Annotated in this window: 19 protein-coding genes; 8 read left to right on the top strand and 11 right to left on the bottom strand. The window is 70.6% G+C overall.

Annotated features, from left to right (window positions below):
* Window positions 1-194: 194 nt before the first annotated feature.
* Window positions 195-1,316, bottom strand: coding sequence for an inorganic phosphate transporter (locus AB3X07_RS12750; protein ID WP_369938973.1), 1,122 nt, complete (start codon window positions 1,314-1,316; stop codon window positions 195-197).
* An 82-nt stretch (window positions 1,317-1,398) separates the two neighbouring features.
* A complete protein-coding gene (locus tag AB3X07_RS12755; RefSeq protein ID WP_369938974.1) occupies window positions 1,399-2,025 on the bottom strand; it encodes a DUF47 domain-containing protein in 627 nt (208 codons plus the stop codon).
* Between the two features lie 253 nt (window positions 2,026-2,278).
* On the opposite strand from AB3X07_RS12755, the gene AB3X07_RS12760 reads away from it, so the two are divergent.
* Both AB3X07_RS12760 and AB3X07_RS12765 read left to right on the top strand, forming a co-directional pair.
* On the top strand, window positions 2,279-3,622 hold the full coding sequence (locus AB3X07_RS12760; RefSeq protein ID WP_369938975.1) for a hemolysin family protein: 1,344 nt from the start codon (window positions 2,279-2,281) through the stop codon (window positions 3,620-3,622).
* The gene (locus AB3X07_RS12765) at window positions 3,606-4,256 is read left to right on the top strand and encodes an exopolysaccharide biosynthesis protein (RefSeq protein ID WP_369938976.1); all 651 of its coding nucleotides are present in this window, start codon (window positions 3,606-3,608) and stop codon (window positions 4,254-4,256) included. The genes AB3X07_RS12760 and AB3X07_RS12765 overlap by 17 nt, the downstream gene beginning before the upstream one ends.
* Before the next feature lie 320 nt (window positions 4,257-4,576).
* On the opposite strand, the gene AB3X07_RS12770 is transcribed toward AB3X07_RS12765, so the two are convergent.
* Both AB3X07_RS12770 and AB3X07_RS12775 read right to left on the bottom strand, forming a co-directional pair.
* Entirely contained in the window at window positions 4,577-4,741 is a 165-nt protein-coding gene (locus AB3X07_RS12770) for a hypothetical protein (RefSeq protein ID WP_369938977.1), read from the bottom strand.
* Window positions 4,742-5,003: 262 nt separating this feature from the next.
* Window positions 5,004-5,999, bottom strand: a complete 996-nt coding sequence (locus AB3X07_RS12775; RefSeq protein ID WP_369938978.1) for an LLM class flavin-dependent oxidoreductase — start codon at window positions 5,997-5,999, stop codon at window positions 5,004-5,006.
* A 319-nt stretch (window positions 6,000-6,318) separates the two neighbouring features.
* Here AB3X07_RS12775 and AB3X07_RS12780 point away from each other — a divergent pair, with 319 nt between their 5' ends.
* A complete protein-coding gene (locus tag AB3X07_RS12780) occupies window positions 6,319-7,125 on the top strand; it encodes an SDR family oxidoreductase (protein WP_369938979.1) in 807 nt (268 codons plus the stop codon).
* A gap of 300 nt (window positions 7,126-7,425) precedes the next feature.
* On the opposite strand, the gene AB3X07_RS12785 is transcribed toward AB3X07_RS12780, so the two are convergent.
* Entirely contained in the window at window positions 7,426-8,163 is a 738-nt protein-coding gene (locus AB3X07_RS12785; RefSeq protein WP_369938980.1) for a sulfurtransferase, read from the bottom strand.
* A 169-nt stretch (window positions 8,164-8,332) separates the two neighbouring features.
* On the bottom strand, window positions 8,333-8,698 hold the full coding sequence (locus AB3X07_RS12790; protein ID WP_369938981.1) for a DUF6164 family protein: 366 nt from the start codon (window positions 8,696-8,698) through the stop codon (window positions 8,333-8,335).
* A gap of 65 nt (window positions 8,699-8,763) precedes the next feature.
* On the opposite strand from AB3X07_RS12790, the gene AB3X07_RS12795 reads away from it, so the two are divergent.
* From AB3X07_RS12795 to AB3X07_RS12805, 3 genes are all read left to right on the top strand, one after another.
* Complete coding sequence (locus tag AB3X07_RS12795) at window positions 8,764-9,207, top strand: FKBP-type peptidyl-prolyl cis-trans isomerase (protein ID WP_369938982.1); 444 nt, start codon at window positions 8,764-8,766, stop codon at window positions 9,205-9,207.
* 13 nt (window positions 9,208-9,220) lie between these two features.
* Window positions 9,221-10,480, top strand: coding sequence for a TIGR03862 family flavoprotein (locus AB3X07_RS12800; RefSeq protein WP_369938983.1), 1,260 nt, complete (start codon window positions 9,221-9,223; stop codon window positions 10,478-10,480).
* A 142-nt stretch (window positions 10,481-10,622) separates the two neighbouring features.
* A complete protein-coding gene (locus AB3X07_RS12805) occupies window positions 10,623-12,077 on the top strand; it encodes a serine hydrolase domain-containing protein (RefSeq protein ID WP_369938984.1) in 1,455 nt (484 codons plus the stop codon).
* On the opposite strand, the gene AB3X07_RS12810 is transcribed toward AB3X07_RS12805, so the two are convergent.
* The 4 genes from AB3X07_RS12810 to AB3X07_RS12825 form a co-directional block, all read right to left on the bottom strand.
* Complete coding sequence (locus AB3X07_RS12810) at window positions 12,078-14,264, bottom strand: diguanylate cyclase domain-containing protein (protein ID WP_369938985.1); 2,187 nt, start codon at window positions 14,262-14,264, stop codon at window positions 12,078-12,080.
* A gap of 166 nt (window positions 14,265-14,430) precedes the next feature.
* Window positions 14,431-14,931: a GNAT family N-acetyltransferase gene (locus AB3X07_RS12815; RefSeq protein ID WP_369938986.1), complete on the bottom strand. Its 501-nt coding sequence runs from the start codon at window positions 14,929-14,931 to the stop codon at window positions 14,431-14,433.
* Complete coding sequence (locus tag AB3X07_RS12820; protein WP_369938987.1) at window positions 14,928-16,550, bottom strand: FMN-binding glutamate synthase family protein; 1,623 nt, start codon at window positions 16,548-16,550, stop codon at window positions 14,928-14,930. Before AB3X07_RS12820 ends, AB3X07_RS12815 begins: the two co-directional genes overlap by 4 nt.
* Before the next feature lie 114 nt (window positions 16,551-16,664).
* A complete protein-coding gene (locus tag AB3X07_RS12825) occupies window positions 16,665-17,957 on the bottom strand; it encodes a nucleotide sugar dehydrogenase (RefSeq protein WP_369938988.1) in 1,293 nt (430 codons plus the stop codon).
* A 320-nt stretch (window positions 17,958-18,277) separates the two neighbouring features.
* Here AB3X07_RS12825 and AB3X07_RS12830 point away from each other — a divergent pair, with 320 nt between their 5' ends.
* Window positions 18,278-18,598: a transposase gene (locus tag AB3X07_RS12830; protein ID WP_369938989.1), complete on the top strand. Its 321-nt coding sequence runs from the start codon at window positions 18,278-18,280 to the stop codon at window positions 18,596-18,598.
* A gap of 16 nt (window positions 18,599-18,614) precedes the next feature.
* Window positions 18,615-18,785 (top strand): hypothetical protein, encoded by a 171-nt coding sequence (locus AB3X07_RS12835; RefSeq protein WP_369938990.1) that lies wholly within the window; start codon window positions 18,615-18,617, stop codon window positions 18,783-18,785.
* Between the two features lie 196 nt (window positions 18,786-18,981).
* Here the strand turns inward: AB3X07_RS12835 and AB3X07_RS12840 are convergent, their stop codons facing one another.
* Window positions 18,982-19,962: a LacI family DNA-binding transcriptional regulator gene (locus AB3X07_RS12840; RefSeq protein WP_369938991.1), complete on the bottom strand. Its 981-nt coding sequence runs from the start codon at window positions 19,960-19,962 to the stop codon at window positions 18,982-18,984.
* Window positions 19,963-20,050: the final 88 nt, after the last annotated feature.

The raw sequence follows: 20,050 nt of genomic DNA on the forward strand, positions 1-20,050 counted from the left end.
ATGCCCGGGCAGCGTCACGGTAGTGTGTCCGAAGCACTTCCAGGATCGGGCCACTCACTACGAGCGCCGCGAAAAGCGGCGCTCGTCGCAATGCGGCAAAGCAAGTCGAGCGTGCCCGCGGGCGACAGCCTCACCGAAGACCGGGAACCGGTGCTTCTACGATTCCCGATTCCCGATTCCCCACTCCCGGCAACTCACACCCATCCAAACAACGCCACGCCGCGGAAGATCAGATAGGCCACGCCGGCGGCGGCCGGGATGGTCAGGATCCAGGCCCAGACGATGCGCTCGATCACGCCGAAGCGCAGCGAGCGCGGGTTCTTGGCGAAGCCCACGCCCATGATCGCGGTGGAGATGCTGTGGGTGGTGGAGACCGGCATGCCGTAGTGCGCGGCCAGGGTCAGGATGGTGGCCGAGCTGGTCTCCGCGGCGAAGCCATGGATCGGGTGCAGCTTGACCATCTTGTGGCCCAGGGTCTTGATGATCTTCCAGCCGCCCGACGCGGTGCCCGCCGCCATCACCACGGCGCAGGTGAGCACGATCCAGGTGGCGATGCCCTGCCCCTGGCTGGCGTTCGGATGCAGGAACGCCAGCCACGACGGCAGGTCGTCCAGCGCGCCGGTGCTCTGCGCGCCGATCAGGGTCATGGCGATGATGCCCATGGTCTTCTGCGCGTCGTTGTGGCCGTGCGCATAGCCCATGTACGCGGCCGAGGCGATCTGCGCCTTGCCGAAGAACGCATTGACCCAGCGCGGCCGCGCCAGCCGCCCGAGCGGGCCGCCGAGCTTGGCCAGGCCGGCGATCATCGCCCACAGCAGCAGCATCACCGCGATGCCGAGCAGGAAGCCGGCGATCGGCGAGGTGACCATCGGCACGAACACCTTCCACAGCAGGCCCTTGTTCTTGGCCCAGTCGCCCACGTTCTGCGACCAGATCAGCGCGTCCCAGTCGTTGTGCGCGGCGGCCAGTCCGGCGCCGCACAGGCCGCCGATCAGCGCATGCGAGGACGAGGACGGCAGGCCCTTCCACCAGGTGATCAGGTTCCAGACGATGCCGCCGAGCAACGCGCACAGGATCACCTGCGGGGTGACCGCGACCACATCGGTGTCGAGCAGGCCCGAGGCGATGGTCATCGCCACCGCGGTCCCGGTCAGCGCGCCGACCAGGTTCATGGCGGCGGCCAGCATCACCGCCCAGCCGGGGCTGAGCACCTTGGTCGCGACCACCGTGGCGATCGAGTTGGCGGTGTCGTGGAAGCCGTTGATGAACTCGAACACCAGCGCGGCCAGGATCACCACCAGCACCAGCGTCAGCATCGGGCGTCCCTCGCGCAAGCGGCCGCTGGCGCGGCGGACAGGGCGGCGCGGCCGCGCCTGCAGCGGATCCGGAGCGGGCCCATTACGAGTTCTTCAGCACGATCTGGTAGACCACCACGCCGGCCTCGCGGCAGCGGTCGATGGCCTTCTCCAGGATTTCGAAGAACTCCTTGAGCAGGAACATCTGCAGGTTGTCCAGGCGCCCGGAGTAGATGTCGCGGTACAGCTCCAGCATCAGCCGGTCGGCCTCGTTCTCCAGCGAGCGCAGCTTGTCGTTGAGCGCGCTCATCCGGTCCAGATGCATGTTGCGCAGGTCGTGGACCATCTCCACCACCACCGCCGCGGCCTGCTCCAGCATCGCCGCGCGCGGGGCGAAGTCGATGTGCTCCAGGTGCTGCACCGCCAGCGAATAGCGGTCGGCGAACTTCTCCACCTGCTTGGGGATCTTGTACAGCGCCGAGCCCAGCGCCTCGATGTCCTCGCGCTCGATCGGGGTCATGAAGCTGTCCACCAGCGCCTGGCCGATCTTGTCGGAGGCGGCGCGCTCGCGCAGCCGCGCCAGCTTGAAGGCGTCCAGCGCCGGCTGCCGGTCCGCCTCGCGCATCATCGCGTGCAGCGCCTTGGTGCTGTCGTAGGCGGCCTGCGCCGCCTCGTCGAGCAGGGTGTAGAACTGCTTGCCGGAACCGAAGATGGTCTGCAACGAGAACATGAAACGCACTTCCCGCCGTCGCGGGAGGGACGGCACCGGGGCGGAATTATGACCGTTTGCTGACAAAGAGGGGTAATCCGGCGACCGGCGGCGGGGCGCGTCGGCGCCGGGTGACGCCGCCGCGCCCCGGGTTTGCTACCATGCCATCGCGCCGTCGCTACGGCGCACCCTATGGACGACCACCCCAGCCCCCCTCCCCCGCGCCGCCCAGGCGCCCATGTCCCCGCTTCCCTCGCCGCCAGGGAGCGTGCGCATGCTTGAACTGTTGATCGTGGCGGCCCTGGTGCTGCTGAACGGCTTTTTCGCGATGTCCGAGATGTCGCTGATGACCTCGCGCAAGAGCCGCCTGAAGCAGATGGCGCAATCCAGCACGCGCGCGGCCAAGGCGCTGGCGCTGGCCGAGAACCCGGAACACTTCCTGTCCACCGTGCAGATCGGCATCACCGCGATCGGCATCCTGACCGGTGTGTTCGGCGGCGAGGCCATCGGCTTTGCGATCGCGGCGAAGCTGCAGGCGCTGTTCCCGGCGCTGGCGGCCAATTTCACCCTGTTCGGCGACCCGCAGCCGTGGTCGGCCCTGATCGGCAAGACCCTGGCGATCGTGCTGATCACCTTCCTGACGCTGATCTTCGGCGAACTGGTGCCCAAACGCCTGGCTCTGACCCGCTCGGAGGTCATCGCCAGTTTCGTCGCCATCCCCATGGGCTGGCTGGCCCGGATCGCCGCGCCGTTCGTGTGGGTCCTGTCGCGCTCGACCCGGTTGGTGCTGCGCCTGTTCGGCCTGGGCAAGGAGGAATCGGCCTCGGTGACCGAAGAGGAGATCCGCATGCTGGTGGCCGAGAGCCACGAGGCCGGCGTGATCGACGCGCACGAGCGCGACATGATGAACCGGGTCATGCGTCTGGGCGACCGCACCGCCGAGAGCCTGATGACGCCGCGCAACCGCATCGCCTGGCTCGACGCCAACGCCGAGCCGGACCGCAACCTGCAGGTGATGCGCGAGCACGAATTCTCGCGCTACCCGGTGTACCGCGGCAGCGACCAGGACATCGCCGGCGTGCTGGAAGTGAAGTCGCTGGTCACGCGCCTGGGCGGCGACGCCACCCAATTGTTCCAGAGCCTGCGCGACACCCTGTTCGTGTCCGAGTCCACCCACGCGATGAAGCTGCTGGAGATCTTCCGCGAGGAACAGCAGTCGATGGCGCTGGTGGTGGACGAGTACGGCGAGATCCAGGGCCTGGTGACGATCAGCGACCTGATGGGCGCGGTGGTCGGGCGCCTGCAGTCGGCCGACAACGCCGACGAGGACGCGCTGGTGGTGACCCGCGCCGACGGCTCGCTGCTGATCGACGGCTCGCTGGCGATCGAGGACCTGCGCGAACTGCTCGGCGGCGCCGAGCTGCCCAGCGCCGAGGAAGGCGACTACAACACCCTGGCCGGCCTGTGCATCTACTACTTCGGACGCATCCCGCATGCCGGCGAGTTCTTCGACTGGGCCGGCTGGCGCATCGAGATCGTCGACCTGGACGGCGCGCGCGTGGACAAGCTGCTGTTGAGCAAGCTGCAGGACGAGAACAGCGATGACATCACCGGGTGATCCGCCCGGTGCGGAGGCGGATGAGGGCTACCGCGCCGAAGGGATCCGGACCCTGCTCGACACCTTCAGCCTCGGCGATCCGGACGAGCAGCTGCGGCTGCGCACCATCCTGAGCAACCTGCAGCAGAGCGCGTTCGGCATGTTGCTGTTCGTGGCGATCCTACCGGCGTTCCTGCCGGTGCCGGGTCTGGCCGGCGGCATCAGCGGGCCGTTGGTGACGCTGATCGGCGTACAGATGCTGATCGGCCTGCGCAAACCCTGGCTGCCGCGCTTCATCGGCGAGCGTGGTCCGCGCCGGCGCACCATGCAGCGCTTCGTCGGGCGCATCGCGCCCTGGCTGCGGCGGCTGGACAAGCTGCTCAAGCCGCGCCTGCCGGCCCTGGTCGAGACCTTGCCGGCGCGGGCCTTCAGCGGGCTGCTGGTGGCGGTGCTGGGAATCCTGCTGTCGCTGCCGATCCCGTTCACCAACTACGCCTTCGGCGCGATGCTGCTGCTGTTCTCGCTGGCCCTGCTGGAACGCGACGGTGGCCTGATGCTGGGGTCGTGGCTGGGCGGCATCGCCGTGGCGCTGGGACTGGGGCTGGCCTCGGACCAGGTGGTGGATCTGACCCGCGAGTGGATGCAAAAACTGTAACTGCAGGCGCACGCCGACATCCACCTGCGACGCCACCGCATCGCACCGCGGCGATGGACTCGCGATTCGCTGTTGAAGGTGCATCGCCGCGCGGAGCGCGCCACGTCCACGATCGCATTACCACGCATATCGGATTCGCGCGCGCGCATCGGTGCGATTCGCGGTGCGATAGGCGCGTTTGCGCCCAGCGCCTGGAGCGGCGCGGCAGCGCCGGCCAGGAGCGCGCATCGGCCGCAACCGCGGCCGCGGCGCGGGCCTGGCCGTTACCCGAGACCGCATCCACCCTGTCGCGCGCGAACGAGCGCGCGCGACCGAGGCGATCACTCTGGAATCGGCGCCTCGGCGAAGACCTGGCGTCGCGCCGGCTGCGTCGCCACGAGCGCGGGCGGCGTGTGCCGCAGGCCCTGCAATTGCAACGCCAGTTGATGCAAGACGGCTTCCAGGCCGCAGCCGCGCGCGGCCGGCGGCAGATAGTTGGTGTCCATGGTCGTGCCCCCTGTTGCGACGTACCGGATGCGCGGAGGCCGATGTCGGACCCGCCGCGCTGCGACATGCGTGACCCGCAAAGGGCACGCGCCACCGATCTGATGCCATGGCCGTGCAAGGCCGGGTGAAAAATGCGAACGCCCGCGCAACTTGTCTACATCGCGTCTACGCAACACACCCACGTGCCGCTGCGGCACCGGCCAACGAGCGCGCGCGGCCGGTATGGCGGCAGCGCGCGATCGAGCTCACGTTAGTCGGCGCTCACGCGGCCGCGGCGTCGCGCCAGGCCGTGGCCGCGATTTCGAACGACCGCAGCCGCGCCGCGTGGTCGTAGATGTTGGCGGTGAGCAGCAGTTCGTCGGGCTGGTGGCGGGCGACGAAGGCGGCCATGCCGCGCGCGACCTCGTCCGCATCGCCGAGCACGGTACAGGCCAGCGCGCGCTCCACGCCGGCCTTTTCGTGCGGCTGCCAGAACGCCTCGATGTCGTCGATCGGCGGCGGGATCAGGCCAGGGCGGCCGCGTCGCAGATTGACGAAGCTCTGTTGCTGCGTGGTGAACAGGCGCCTTGCCGCGGCAGTGGACTCGGCGCCGATCACGTTCAGCGCCAGCACCGCGTACGGATCGCGCAACCGCGCCGAGGGCCGGAACTCGCGGCGGTAGATCGCCAGCGCCTCGTCCATCGCATCCGGGGCGAAATGCGAGGCGAACGCGAACGGCAGGCCCAGCGTCGCCGCCAGGCGCGCGCTGAACAGGCTGGAACCGAGCAGCCACACCGGCACCTCGATGCCGGCACCGGGCACCGCGCGCACCAGTTGGCCGGGTTCGGCCGGGGCGAAGTAGCGCAGCAACTCGGCGACGTCGTGCGGGAACTGGTCGGCGCTGTCGAAGTAGCGGCGAAGGGCGCGTGCGGTGGCCTGATCCGTGCCGGGCGCGCGGCCCAGGCCCAGGTCGATACGCCCGGGATACAGCGATGCCAGGGTGCCGAACTGCTCGGCCACCTGCAGCGGCGCGTGGTTGGGCAGCATGATGCCGCCGGCGCCGACCCGGATGCGCTTGGTGCCGCCGGCCACGTGCCCGATCAGCACCGCGGTGGCGGCGCTGGCGATGCCGGGCATGTTGTGGTGCTCGGCCAGCCAGTAGCGGTGGTAGCCCCAACCTTCCGCGTGCTGCGCCAAGTCCAGCATGTTGGCGAAGGCCTGGGTGGTGTCGCTGCCTTCGCAGACCGGGGCGAGGTCGAGGATGGAGATGGGCATCATGGAGAGCGAATTCCTGCGGAACGATGGGTTCGAGCTGGGGGCGCGCGGCGCCGATTGCAGCGGCCGGTGCCGGAACGCTGATTTGCGGTGGCGAACATGCCTGCGGTTCGGTTCGCGTGCCGCCGTACCCTCATCCGCCCCTGCGGGGCACCTTCTCCCGATGGGAGAAGGGTGATCGCCTCTCTCCCACCGGGAGAGGGGTTGGGGTGGGGGTACGACCGCCGCAGTGCTATCGCCCCAACCTGGATGCGGACCGCAGCGACACCCACTGCACGGCCGCCCGGCTACCCTGCACGTCCACCCTGCCCGGTCCCGTGCCATGTCTCTGCTGCCGCCAGTCTCCGCCCCGCCCGCCCAACCGTTGCGCGATCGCGTGGTGCTGGTCACCGGCGGCGCGCAGGGCATCGGCCGGGGCGTGGTGCAGGCGGTGCTCGGCGCCGGCGGCCGGGTCGCCTTCGGCGACCTCGATGCCGCGGCCGGGCGCGCCTGCCTGGCCGAACTGGACGTCGGCGACCGCGCCCTGTTCCGGCGCCTGGACGTGGCCGCCGAAGCGGGCGTGCGCCGCTTCGTCGACGCCGCGCTGGCGCGTTTCGGCCGTATCGACGGGCTGGTCAACAACGCCGGCATCGCCGATCCGCACAGCGGCCCGTTGGAGCGGCTGTCGCTGCGCGAATGGAACCGGCGCCTGGGCACCAGCCTGGGCGGCGCCTTCCTGTGCAGCAAGCATGCGCTGCCGGCCCTGCGCGCCAGCGCGGGCGGCGGCGCGATCGTCAACATCGCCTCCACCCGCGCGCATCAGTCCGAACCGGACAGCGAGGCCTACGCGGCCTCCAAGGGCGGCCTGCTCGCCTTCACCCACGCGCTGGCGATCAGCGCCGGGCCGGCGGTGCGGGTCAACTGCATCAGTCCGGGCTGGATCGCCACCGACGCCTGGCGCAAGCCCGGCGCGCGGCGCAAGCCGGCGCTGTCGCGGCAGGATCACGCGCAGCATCCGGCGGGCCGGGTCGGTACGCCGCAGGACATCGGCGCGCTTGCGGTATACCTGCTGTCGGCCGAGGCCGGCTTCGTCACCGGCCAGGAGGTCGTGGTGGATGGCGGGATGACGCGCAAGATGCAGTACGCCTGAGGGCGTTGGGATTGGGGAGTCGGGAATGGGGATGGGTTGAAGCGGCTGTTGCCTCGCCTGAAAGGCCGAGTGCACCAGCGCCCCGGTGGCTCGGAGCGCTGGGCGGATGCTTGGCGAGCCAGTTTTTCGAGACGCGTGATTGGGGATCGGGGATTCGTTGGAGCGGATCCCTTGTGGGTCTGCTGGGACGCGACGGCATGCAGCGAATCGGCAGACCCACTCGCAGACCGCAGATTTCGGTCAGCCGCGGGGCAGCCGCCTTTGCCAATCCCCAATCCCGACTCCCCAATCCCGCGGCGATCAGCCGCCCACCAGCGGCCGCAACTGCGGATCCAGCGCCACGCGTTCGTCGAACACGAAGCAGCGGCCGTCGTAGCCTTCGCCGCCCACGTCCTCGAAGTAGCCGAGGATGCCGCCGTCCAGTTGCAGCACGTTGTCCATGCCGTCGGCGCGCATCCACAGCGCCGCCTTCTCGCAGCGGATGCCGCCGGTGCAGAAGCTGACCACGGTGGCATCGGCCAGCGCCGCGCGGTGCGGCGCCAGCGCCTCCGGCAGGTCGGTGAACTTGACGATCGGCAAGGTGAGCGCGCCGGCGAAGCTGCCGTGGACCACTTCCTGGGCGTTGCGCGTATCCAGCATGACCACGCGCCGACCGGCGTCGTCGTGGCCCTGGCGCAGCCAGCGCCGCAGGGTCGCCGGCGCCACCGCCGGCGCGCGTTCGCCGCCCAGCGGCGAGGCGGCGTCGCGGCGGAAGCTGATGATCTCCGGCTTGACCTTGGTCTTCAGCCGCGCGAACGGCTGCGCCGCGCTGGCGCTGGTCTTGACCCGCAGGTCGGCGAAGCGCGGGTCGGCGCGCAACTGCGCGTAGAACGCGTCGATCGCCTCCGGCGCGCCGGCCAGGAACAGGTTGATGCCCTCGCCCGCGACCAGGATGGTGCCGCGCAGCGCGCCGGCCTGCGCCCACGCCTGCAACTGCGCGGCGAGCGCGTCCGAATCGGCGATGGCGACGAAATGGTAGGCGGCGGTATTGGCGATCATCGGCGCATTTTAGCGCGCGGTGCGGGCGACGCCGGTGCGACGACCGCGCAAGGCAAACGCGTGCGGAGGGACGTACACGGACGCATGCCGCCTGGACGTCGCTGGACGCTCGCGCCCGCGGCGCGCCCCGCGCTCGCGGACCGTCGCGCAGCGCGAGCGCAGGCTGCGCTTAGCCGCGCAACAGGAAGAACGGCAGCAGCACCAGCGAGGCGACCAGCAGCATGCCCAGCAAGGTCGCCAGCACGAACAACGGGCGCCGCCGCAGCAACGTGGCGAAGGTTTCGGCGCTGCCGTCGCGCAGCGCCGCGGCGCGTTCGGCGCGGGCGCGCTCGCCGCGCCGGGCCTGGTACTCGGCCAGCAACGCCTTGGCCCGCGCCTGTTCGGCCTCCTGGCGCAGCCAGACGCCGCCGGCGGAAATGCCGAAGGTGCCGGGGCGGGTTTCGTAGTAATCGATGCGCGCGTCGTCGAGCAGTGCGCGCACGTCGGCGAGTTCGTCGTCGGGGACGTTGCGCAGGTTGAGCAGCAGTTTGGCCATGCGCCGATGATAGCGGCTGCGGCGATGCGCTACCCTTGCACGCTCCGCCCGCCAAGGATGACCCCATGCGCCGTCTCCTGCTGCTGTTGAGCCTGTCCCTGCCGCTGTGGCTGCTGGGTGGCTGCAAGCCGCCCGGTCCGCCGTCCGGCGGCAGCATCGCCACCTTCCAGATGATCGACGAGCGCGTCGGCAGCGGCGCCGAGGCGCGGCCCGGCGACCAGGTGACCGTGCACTACACCGGCTGGCTCTACGACGAGAAGGCCAAGGACCAGCGGGGCGAGAAGTTCGATGCGTCGGCCGACCACGGCCAGCCGTTCAGCTTCCCGCTCGGCGGCGGCCAGGTGATCCGCGGCTGGGACGAAGGCGTGGCCGGCATGCGCGTGGGTGGCAAGCGCAAGCTGATGATTCCGGCCGAGTACGGCTATGGCGCCAGCGGCGCCGGCGGGGTGATCCCGCCCAACGCCTCGCTGGTGTTCGAAGTCGAACTGCTCGACGTCAAGCCGCGTTGAGCCTGCCGCGCCGATGCCCGACCGCAAGCTCGCCGCCGCCGCGCGCGGCCGCATCGCCATCGTCGGCGGCGGTCCGGCCGGGCTGATCGCCGCCGAGACCGCGCGCGCCGCCGGCGCCGAGGTCGACGTGTACGAGGGCAAGGGCTCGGTCGGGCGCAAGTTCCTGATCGCCGGCAAGGGCGGGCTCAACCTGACCCACTCCGATCCGTTCGCGCTGTTCGTCTCGCGCTACCGCGAGCGCGCCGCGCAGGTCGGCGCATGGCTGGCCGACTTCGACGCCGACGCGCTGCGCGCCTGGGCGCAGGCGCAGGGCGTGGAGACCTACGTCGGCAGTTCCGGCCGCGTGTTCCCGCTGGACCGCAAGGCCGCGCCGCTGCTGCGCGGCTGGGTGCGGCGGTTGAAGGACGCCGGCGTGCGCTTCCACGTGCAGCACCGATGGCAGGGCTGGACCGGCGATGGCGCGCTGCGCTTCGCCAGCGCCGAGGGCGAGCGCGTGGTTCACGCCGACGCCTGCGTGCTGGCGCTGGGCGGCGGCAGTTGGCCGCACCTGGGATCCGACGGCGCCTGGCAGGACCTCTTACGTGCGCGCGGCGTCGAGGTGGCGCCGCTGCGGCCGGCCAACTGCGGCTTCGACATCGACTGGAGCGCGCACGTGCGCGAGCGTCATGCCGGCGCGCCGTTGAAGCCCGTGGTCGCGCACTGGCACGACCCGCAGGGCAACGCGCAGACCTTGCAGGGCGAATGCGTGGTCAGCGAACACGGGATCGAGGGCAGCCTGATCTATGCGCTGGCGGCGGACCTGCGCGAGGCCATCGCCGCGCACGGCACGACCACGCTGTGGCTGGACCTGGCGCCTGGCCGGGATCTGGCGCGATTGCAGGCCGAACTGGCCAAGCCCCGCGGCGGACGCAGCTTCGGCGAGCACCTGCGCCGCCAGGCCGGCATCGACGGAGTCAAGGCGGCGCTGCTGTTCGAAGTGCTGGGCAAGGACGCCGGACAGGATCCGGCGCGCGCGGCGGCCGTGCTGAAGCGCCTACCCTTGACCTTGCAGCGCCCGCGCCCGCTGGCCGAGGCGATCAGCAGCGCCGGCGGCGTGCGCCTGGAGGCGCTGGACCAGGCGCTGATGCTGCACGCCCTGCCCGGCACCCTCTGCGCCGGCGAGATGCTGGATTGGGAAGCGCCCACCGGCGGTTACCTGCTCAGCGCCTGCTTCGCCAGCGGCGTGCGCGCCGGACGCGGCGCGGTGGCCTGGCTGCAGCGAACCGCGGCCTGAGCGACGGCGGCGCGTCGTCGCGCCGGAACGGCCAGTGACCTTTGGGCCTGTCGGCCCTGCCGCAACGGCGCGTATCCCTGCATGGCAGCCACAGCGGCGCGATCTTTCGTCGCGCGCCACACCTCCCCGCCTGGAGTGACGCATGCGTCCATCGATTCTCCTGTTCGCGCTCGGCGTCGCCGGCAGCACGCCCGCCGGTGCGGGATTGCCCGCCAGCAGCACACAGATGCAGCAGGTCGAAGGCGGACTGCTACCGGCGGTGATCAGCGGCGATCAGGCGGCCGCGCGGCAGTCGCTGCGCGCGCAGATGGACGCACTGCACGTGCCGGGGGTGGCGATCGCGGTGATCCACGGCGGTCGCGTCGTGTGGGCCAAGGGGTATGGAGTCACCGCCGCCCAGGGTGCCGCCGTCGACGCCAGGACCCTATTCCAGGCCGGCTCGGTGAGCAAGCCGGTGGCGGCGATGGCGGCGCTGGCGCTGGTCCAGGACCGGCGCCTGGACCTCGACACGCCGGTCAACGCGCGGCTGACCTCCTGGAAGTTGCCCGACGCCGTCTACACCCGCGATCGGCCAGTGACGCTGCGGCAACTGCTGTCGCACACCGCCGGCACCAGCGTGCACGGTTTCGCCGGCTACGCCGGCGGCACGGCGGTGCCGACCCTGACCCAGGTCCTCGACGGCCAGGCGCCGGCCAACTCGGCGCCGGTGCGGGTGGAGGCGCCGGTCGGCGAACGCTACCGCTATTCGGGCGGCGGCTACACGGTCATGCAGCAACTGCTGATCGACGTCAGTGGGCAGGACTTCCCGAGCCTGCTGCACGATCGCGTCCTTGCGCCGCTGCGCATGCGCGCCAGCAGCTACCGCCAACCGCTTCCGGCACGCGATCTGGCGCGGGCCGCGCAACCGCACGATGCCAATGGCACGCCCATCCCTGGCGGACCGCACACCTACCCGGAACTGGCCGCCGCCGGTCTGTGGACCAACGCCGACGATCTGGCGCGCTACGCGATCGAACTGTGCGATGCGCACGCCGGCCGCGGCCGCGTGCTGTCCGCGGCCAGCGCACGGGCGATGACGACGCCGGTGCGCGATGGCTATGGGCTGGGACTGAGCATCGGCGGTGTCGGCGCCCGCAAGTACGTCTATCACGACGGGTCCAACGCCGGCTACAAGGCCACGCTGGTCGTCTACCCGGACGGCTGCGATGGCGCCGTGGTGCTGAGCAACGGCGACCAGGGCTACCAGTTGGGCCTGGAGATCGTCCGCGCGGTCGCCGCGGCCTATGCCTGGCCGGACTTCCAGCCGATCCGGCGGACCGCGGTGGCCGTCGACCTCGCCGCGCAGCGGCGTTTCGTCGGCAGCTTCGCCATTGCCGAGTTGGGCACGTTCCGGATCCGCGAAGCGCAGGGGCGCCTGCTGGTGGACCTGCGCAAGGACCAGGCGTACCCGTTGATTCCCGCGTCTGATCACGCCTTCTTCCTGAACGCCCAGGACATCGTGATTCGCTTCGATGCCTCCAGCCCCGACCGGGGCACACTCGACGCCGACGGCAAGCACTTCGCGTTCCTCCGCGTAGCGGACGACGCCGCGCCTTAGCTAGAGCGCCGCGATCTGCACCCGTGCCTGCGGATCGCGCTTGGCCGCGTACATGGCCTCGTCGGCGCGCTGGGTAAGCAGGACCGGATCGAAGCCCGGCCCGGTCTGCACGGCGATGCCGATGCTCGGCTGCAACGGCAGGTGCTGGCCGCCGACCATGCAGCCTTCCGCGCACGCGTCCATGATCCGCGCCGCGGCCGCCAGCACGTCGCGGCGGGCGTCGCCGAGTCCTTCCAGCAGCGCCACGAACTCGTCGCCGCCGAGCCGGGCGATGCTGTCGTGGCCGCTCAGGCAACGCTGTAGCAGGCGCGCGAAGTGCACCAGCAGCGCGTCGCCGACATGGTGTCCGAAGCGATCGTTGACGCCCTTGAAGTCATTCAGATCCAGGAACATCACCGCCACCTCGCCCCGGCGGCGGCGCTCGTTCGTGCGCCGCCGCAGCGTCTGGTTCCAGGCCGTCCGGTTCGGCAGCCCGGTCAGTTCGTCGCGCAGCGCACGCTCTTCCAGCAGCCGCGCCAGCCTGGTCTGCCCGGTGATGTCGGTGATCATCAGGTGCAGGCCAACCCGCTGCGGCGCCAGCGCGACATCCGGAATCAGGCTGAAGTGCATGATCCGCAAGGTGTAGTCGGCATCGCACAGTTCCGCGTCGAACTGCGCCGGCACGTCCTGCAGCGCCGCCGGCAGATGCGGTTGCAGCAGCGCCAACTGCTGCCGGTCCAGCACCTCATGCAGGTGGCGGCCGACGATGCGTTCCGGCGCCAGCGCGAACCATTGCGCATACGGCCGGTTGACGAATTGATAACGCAGTTCGCGGTCGAGGTAGGCGATCAGCGCCGGCACGTTGTCGGCGATCGTGCGCAACTGCGCCTCGCTGTCGCGCAAGCGGTGCTCGGCCAGATGCTGCTCGGTGATGTCCTGGACATGGGTGACCAGGTGCAGCGGGCGCTGCCGTTCGTCGCGCACCAGCGAGACCGCCAGACGCGCGCGCACGATCCCGCCGTCGCGATGGCGGTAGCGCTTTTCGGTGCGGTAATCGCTGCACTGCCCGCTGCGCAACGCCGCCATCCGTTGCATGTCCTCGGCGAGATCGTCGGGATGGGTCAGGTCCTGGAACCGCAGTTCCAGCAGTTGTGCCCGGCTGTAGCCGAGCATCGCGCACAAGGCGTCGTTGACGTCCAGCCAGCGCCCGTCCAGCGACACGAGCGCCATGCCGTGCGCGGCGGCGGCGAATGCGCCGGAGAAGCGCTGCCCGGCCTGCAGCGCCGCGCGCGACGCCGCCCGTTCGGCGCTGACATCGCGCATCACGCAGACTGCCCCCAGGCTGCGCCCATCGTCGCCATCCAGCCGTTGCGCATTGCACAGCACGCTGCGCGGCGCCTGTCCCTTGGCGGCGATCACGATCTCCGCATCGCGCACCGATTCGCCACGCCAGGCGCGAAACAGCGGCACTTCCTCGCTGGACAGCGGGCGCTGGCCGCTGGCATCGAACAGGTCGAAATACTGCGGCCACAGCGCGGGCGGCAGGGCGCGCGGGTCGGCGCCGTGCCACCCCCGCGCCACCCGGTTGAACTCGCCCAGGGTGCCGTCGGCCAGGCACGACACCACGCCGTCGGGCATGGTGTCCAGCAGCAGGCTCAGGGTCCTGGCCTGGTCTCGCGCGATACGCGCGTCGCGGCGCGCCTCCAGTTGCGCGGTGACCTGCCCGGCCAGCCGCTGCAGGCCTTCGCGCTGGCGCGCATCCAGTTGCCGCGGGCGCATGTCGATCACGCACAACGTGCCGTAGATGTGGCCCTGGTCGCCAAGCAGCGGCATGCCGGCATAGAAACGCAGGTGCGGCGCCCCGCACACCAGCGGGTTGCCGGCGAAGCGCGGGTCCAGCGTGGTATCCGGCACCTCCAGCAACCGCGGCGACAGCAGCGCATGCGTGCAGAAAGCCACCTCGCGCGGATAGCCGCTGGTGCCGGCGGGCAGGCCGCAACTGGCCTTGAGCCATTGCCGGCGTTCGTCGATCAGCGAGATCAGCGCGATCGGCGCCTCGCACAACTGGCTGGTCAGCCAGATCAGGTCCTCGAAGGCCGGCTCCCGCGGGGTATCCAGCATCCCCAGTTCGGCCAGCGCGCGCAGGCGCTGCGCTTCGTCGGCGGACAGCGGCGCGGGAACGACGTCGGGGACCGAGGACTGGCTCATGCGCACACCACCCAGGAGGAACCGGCACGATAACGAGCGGCCGCGGCGATGGCGAGCGTGGCCCGCGGATTCCGCGGCGCAAAAAGCCGCAGCGTCGGCGTGGACCCGCACCCGGCAAGCGCGGTCGTGCCGCCTCGCGCCGCTCGCGCAGTCGCGGGCTTCTGCCTCAGCGCGCCGCCGAGGCGACCTGCTTTGCCATGTACACGCAGTCCAGGAAGAACCCGCCGGGATGCGGATAACGCCCCGAGCGCAGCACCGCATAGCCCTGCGCGCGGTAAAACGCCACCGCGTTGAGCGCCGCGGCCACCTGGATGCGCGGGCGTGCCGCCAGACGCCGCTCCAGCGCCTGCAGCAGATGCCGGCCCAGGCCGCCACCGCGCAGCGCCGGATCGACGAACAGACCGTCGATCTCGGCGCCGGCCGAATCGACGACACCGAAACCGAGCATGCGGCCATCGTCGTCCTCGGCGACGATGGCTCCGCCCGCCGCGACCAGCGCCTTGTAGGACGCCGGCGGCGGTTGCGCGGACCAGCGGGCGATCACCTCCGGCGGATAGTGGCTGCTGCAGACCTCGCGCACGCAGCGTGTGCGCAGCGCCCACAGCAGCGGGATGTCGTCGGTCACGCCCGGCCGCAGCCGTGCCGGCGGCGCCTGCACGGCGCTCATTGCGACTTGCTGTCGCGCAGGCTTCGGATCCGCGGCGGCGGCTGGAACGAATCGCTGCGCGCATCGCCCCAGTAGTCGTGGAACACGGCGTGGTCGGGCACGGTGCGCAGCAGTTCGCCGGGCTCCAGGTAGCGGTACAGCGAGGCCAGCGAGCGGATCTCGACCGGCGAGATGCGGCGCAGGATGTGCTCCGGACCCAACTGCGACGGATCCTCCAAGCCGGCGGCGCTGAGCAGTTCGCGCAACGCCTTGAGCGTATTGGCGTGGTAGTGCTGCACCCGCACCGCCTTGTCGGTGGGGTCCAGGTGCTTCCAGCGCCGCTGGTCCTGGGTGGCGATGCCGGTCGGGCAGCGGTCGCTGTGGCAGCTCAACGACTGGATGCAGCCCAGCGCGAACATGAAGCCGCGCCCGGCGTTGCACCAGTCCGCGCCCAGCGCCAGGGTGCGCGCGATGTCGAACGCGCTGGTGATCTTGCCGGCCGCGCCGAGCTTGATCCGCTCGCGGATGTCCAGGCCGACCAGGGTGTTGTGCACCAGCAGCAGCGCCTCGTGCATCGGCACGCCGACATGGTCGATGAACTCGGCCGGCGCCGCGCCGGTGCCGCCCTCGGCGCCGTCGACCACGATGAAGTCCGGGTACAGCCCGCTTTCCTGCATCGCCTTGGCGATCGCGAACCACTCCCACGGATGCCCGATCGCCAGCTTGAATCCAGTCGGCTTGCCGCCGGACAGTTCGCGCAACCGCGCCACGAACTGCAGCAGTTGCAACGGCGTGGAGAACGCCGTGTGCCGTGACGGCGACACGCAGTCCTGGCCCATCGCCACGCCGCGGGTGGCGGCGATCTCGGCGCTGACCTTGGCCGCCGGCAGCACGCCGCCATGGCCCGGCTTGGCGCCCTGCGACAGCTTGATCTCGATCATCTTGACCTGCGCCAGGGTGGCGTTGGCGACGAAGCGCTCCTCGCTGAAACGCCCCTCGGCATCGCGGCAGCCGAAGTAGCCCGAGCCGATCTCCCACACCAGGTCGCCGCCGCATTCGCGGTGATAGGGCGAGATCGAGCCCTCGCCGGTGTCGTGATAGAAGCCGCCGCGGCGCGCGCCTTCGTTGAGCGCGCGGACCGCGTTGGCCGACAGCGCGCCGAAGCTCATCGCCGAGATGTTGAAGACGCTGGCCGAGTACGGCTGCGCGCAATCGGCGCCGATAGTCACGCGGAAATCGTGGTGGGCGATCTCGCTGGTGGCCAGCGAATGGTTGATCCACTCGTAGTCGATGGCGTAGGCGCTGCGCAGCGTGCCGAACGGCACCACGTCCATCACGTTCTTGGCGCGCTGATAGACCAGCGCGCGCTGCTGGCGCGAGAACGGCGCCTCCTCGATGTCGCTCTGCAGGAAGTACTGGCGCATCTCCGGGCCGACCGATTCCAGCCCGTAGCGGAAATGCGCCAGGATCGGGTAGTTGCGGCGCAGGGTGCTGCGGGTCTGCAGCAGGTCCACGGTGCCGAGCATCGCCAGGATCGCGAAGGCCGCCACGCCCCAGCCCCACAACGGCCACAGCGTGCACAAGGCGATGGACAGGGCCAGCAACACCCAGCTGGCGACATAGGCTAGGTAACGGTGCATCGCGTTCCTCGCGGGATTCGGAAGCCAGCGAGTGTAGGCGGTGCCGGCCGCGGGTGGCGCCGACGCGGCCCCTCCCCCGCTTGGGTGGCGTACAGCTTGGCGCGGGACCGCACGCTACAGCCGGTCGTCCACCGCCTCGCGCGGCCAGACCGACTTGACGTCGTAGACCACCAGCTTCGGCGTGCCCAGCGCGCGGATCTGCGCCGCGTCGAAATGCCGGTACTCCGCGTGCGCCACCGCCAGCACCACGGCGTCGTAGCGGCCGGGCCGCGGCGCCGGCGCCAGCGTCACGCCGCCGTGTTCGCGCGCCAGTTGCGGATCGGCCCACGGGTCGCAGGCATCGACCTGCGCGCCGCCGGCCGCCAGCGCCTGCACCAGCTCCAGCGCGCGGCTGTTGCGCAGGTCCGGGCAGTTCTCCTTGAAGGTGACGCCGAGCACCAGGATCGTGGCCGCGGCCATGTCCACGCCCTTGTCCGCCAGCAGCGCCCGCACCCGCGCCGCGACATGCGCGCCGACCCGGTTGTTGACCTGGCGCGCGGTGTGGATCAGGTCAGGGTGGTAGCCCATGCTTTCCGACTTGTGCAGCAGGTAGTAGGGATCCACGCCGATGCAGTGGCCACCGACCAGGCCCGGGCGGAACGGCAGGAAATTCCACTTGGTGCCGGCCGCCTCCAGCACGTCCTGGGTGTCGATGCCGAGCCGGTCGAAGATCAGCGCCAGCTCGTTGACCAGGGCGATGTTGACGTCGCGCTGGATGTTCTCCACCACCTTCGCCGCCTCGGCCACGCGGATCGACGGCGCGCGCCAGGTGCCGGCGGTGATGATGCTCGCGTACAGCGCATCGACCGCGTCGGCCGCGGCGGGACTGGAGCCGGAGGTGATCTTGCGGATGTCGGCCAGGCGGCGCTGGCGGTCGCCCGGATTGACCCGCTCCGGGCTGTAGCCGCAGTGGAAGTCTTCGTCGAAACGCAGACCCGAGCCCTGCTCCAGCAGCGGCACGCAGACTTCCTCGGTGGTGCCCGGATACACCGTGGATTCGTAGATCACCAGGTCGCCGCGCTTGAGCACGCCGGCGAGCAGTTCGCTGGCCTGGCGCAGCGGCTGCAGGTCGGGCTGCTCGTAGGCGTCGATCGGCGTCGGCACGGTGACGACGTAGACGTTGCGATCGCGCAGCGCGGCCGCGTCGTCGCTGTAGCGCAGGTGCACGCCGCTGCGCAGTTCCTCCGGCTCCAGTTCCAGGGTCTGGTCGTGACCGTCGCGCAGCTGCGCCACGCGCTGCGCGTCGATGTCGTAGCCGAGCGTGTCGTAGCGCGCGCCGAACGCGACCGCCAGCGGCAGGCCGACGTAGCCCAGGCCGATGACGGCGATGCGCGGTTGCGCGGGATCGAACGCGATAGCGACGGACATGCCGTTCCTTTCTTGCGCCGCGGCGGTACGCGCCGGCAGTGCGGTGGTTGCGGGAGAAGGTGTCCGCAATGCGGACGCAGCGCCATGGTAAGCGGCGCGGCAGCGGGCTCCAAGCGGTCCGCTGCAGGCGTCTTCACACGCAGCGCGACACGACGATGCGGACGGCGCCGTCGCGACACGGCTCTTCCTCACGCGTCATCACGCGGACGCAGACAACGACATGACCTCACCTTGACGTCGGCGGGTCTAGGGTGGCTGGACGAATTCAAGCAACCCCGCCCATTGCAACAACCCTTGCCCCCATTACAGGAGAACTCGTCGTGAGCCACGCTCCATCCCTGCTCGTGGATGTCGAAGCCGAACTGGCGCATTGGAAGCTGCTGCACAGCGAAGGCAAGCTGGGGCCGCAGTCCTTCAGCGAGCATGCGCGCCTGATCAAGATGGCCTGCGATGTGTTCCTGCAACTTCCGCGCGAATCCAACGACGTGCGCATGCAGCGCCTGCGGCAGCGTTACGACACCGAACATCCGTGGCCGCGCATCGCCTGGAGCGACGCGGACGCGTTCGTGCGGGCCTGCTGGGCCAGGCTGGACGGCACCGGCCAGCCCGACCATCCGACGCCGGCGGGAACTCCCGCGTGAGCCCCGGGAGACAGCCATGACGCGCCACCAGGACAACGCCCACGGCGACCAGCAGCGCAGCCATACGCCCGACACGTTGCGCAACGACGATGCCAAGTGGAAGCAACGCGACCAGCCGGACAGCGATCCGCAGCGCAACCAGGCCGATCCCGAGCACGACTATCCGCGCCCCGACGGCAGCGCGTGATCCCGCCCAACGGCGTCGCTGCCGCACCGTGAAGACGCACCTGCGCCTTCCCTCCTGACGGCCCCGTCACCGCGCTCTAGCGGACGCACACCACCGCATCGATGACGCCGGCCGCGCCCAACGCGGGGAAGCGGCACGTGGCATCCGCCCGACCTCGCGCATCCATTGTGTCGCGCCGTCCTGGGCGCGCCCGCATTCAGCGCTGGCTGGAGCCACGCACGATGCAGCGTCCGCTCAGCACCACCTTGCGCATCGGCAACCCCGGCGCATTCAGCCGCTCCAGCAGCAGCGACATCGCGGTGCGCCCCATTTCCTCCACCGGCTGCTCGATCACCGTGATGCCGGGCTCGACCAGTTCGGTCCAGCTCTCGTTGTCGAACCCGGCCAGCGCCAGATCCTGCGGAATGCGCAGGCCGGCGCCGCGCGCGGCCTTCAGCGCGCCCATCAGCAGCAGGCTGTTGCTGGCCACCAGCGCCTCCGGGCGCTCGGGCTGCGCCAGCCACGCCTGCGCCTCGGCGGTGGCCGCCTCCGCACTCGGCGCCACCTCGCGATAGCTCGGCGCCAGGCCGTGCGCCTGCATCGCCGCCAGGTAGCCGTCGCGGCGCTCGGCGGCGGTGCTGCTGGTCTTGCCGAACAACCCGCCGATGCGGCGGAAGCCGCGCTCGACCAGGTGCTCGATCAGCGCGCCCATCGCCGCGGCATTGTCCAGCACCACGCTGTCGTGCACGCCGGCCTTGCCGGCGCGGTCGAGCAGCACCACCGGATAGTCGAACTGCAACGTGGGCAACTGGCGCTGGGTGGTGCGGGTGGGCGCGAAGATCAGGCCGCTGACCCGCTCCTCCTGCATCAGTTGCAGGTACAGCGCCTCGCGCTGCGGATCCTCGTCGGTGTTGCACAGGATCACGCGCATGCCGGCGCGATAGGCCACGTCCTCGACCGCGCGGATCGCCGCGGTGAAGAACGGGTTGCGGATGTCGGCCACGATCAGCCCCACGACCCCCGAGTGCTGCGACCGCAGCCGCCGCGCCATCAAGTTCGGCCGATAGCCCGTCTCGCGCACCGCCGCTTCCACCCGCGCCCGCACCTCCTCGCTGACCGGACCGTGGCCGAGGGCGCGCGACACCGTGGACGTGGACACGCCGGCCACCCGGGCCACGTCGTGGATGCTGACGCTCACTGGCAACGTTCCCGCAAAATTTCCACCGAAGCCACCTCCATTTGCCCTTGAATCGATAGTAACACCGACAATTCCTCGAAAATTTGTG

The sequence above is a fragment of the Xanthomonas sp. DAR 35659 genome, from assembly GCF_041242975.1.
Classification (GTDB): Bacteria; Pseudomonadota; Gammaproteobacteria; order Xanthomonadales; family Xanthomonadaceae; genus Xanthomonas_A; species Xanthomonas_A medicagonis.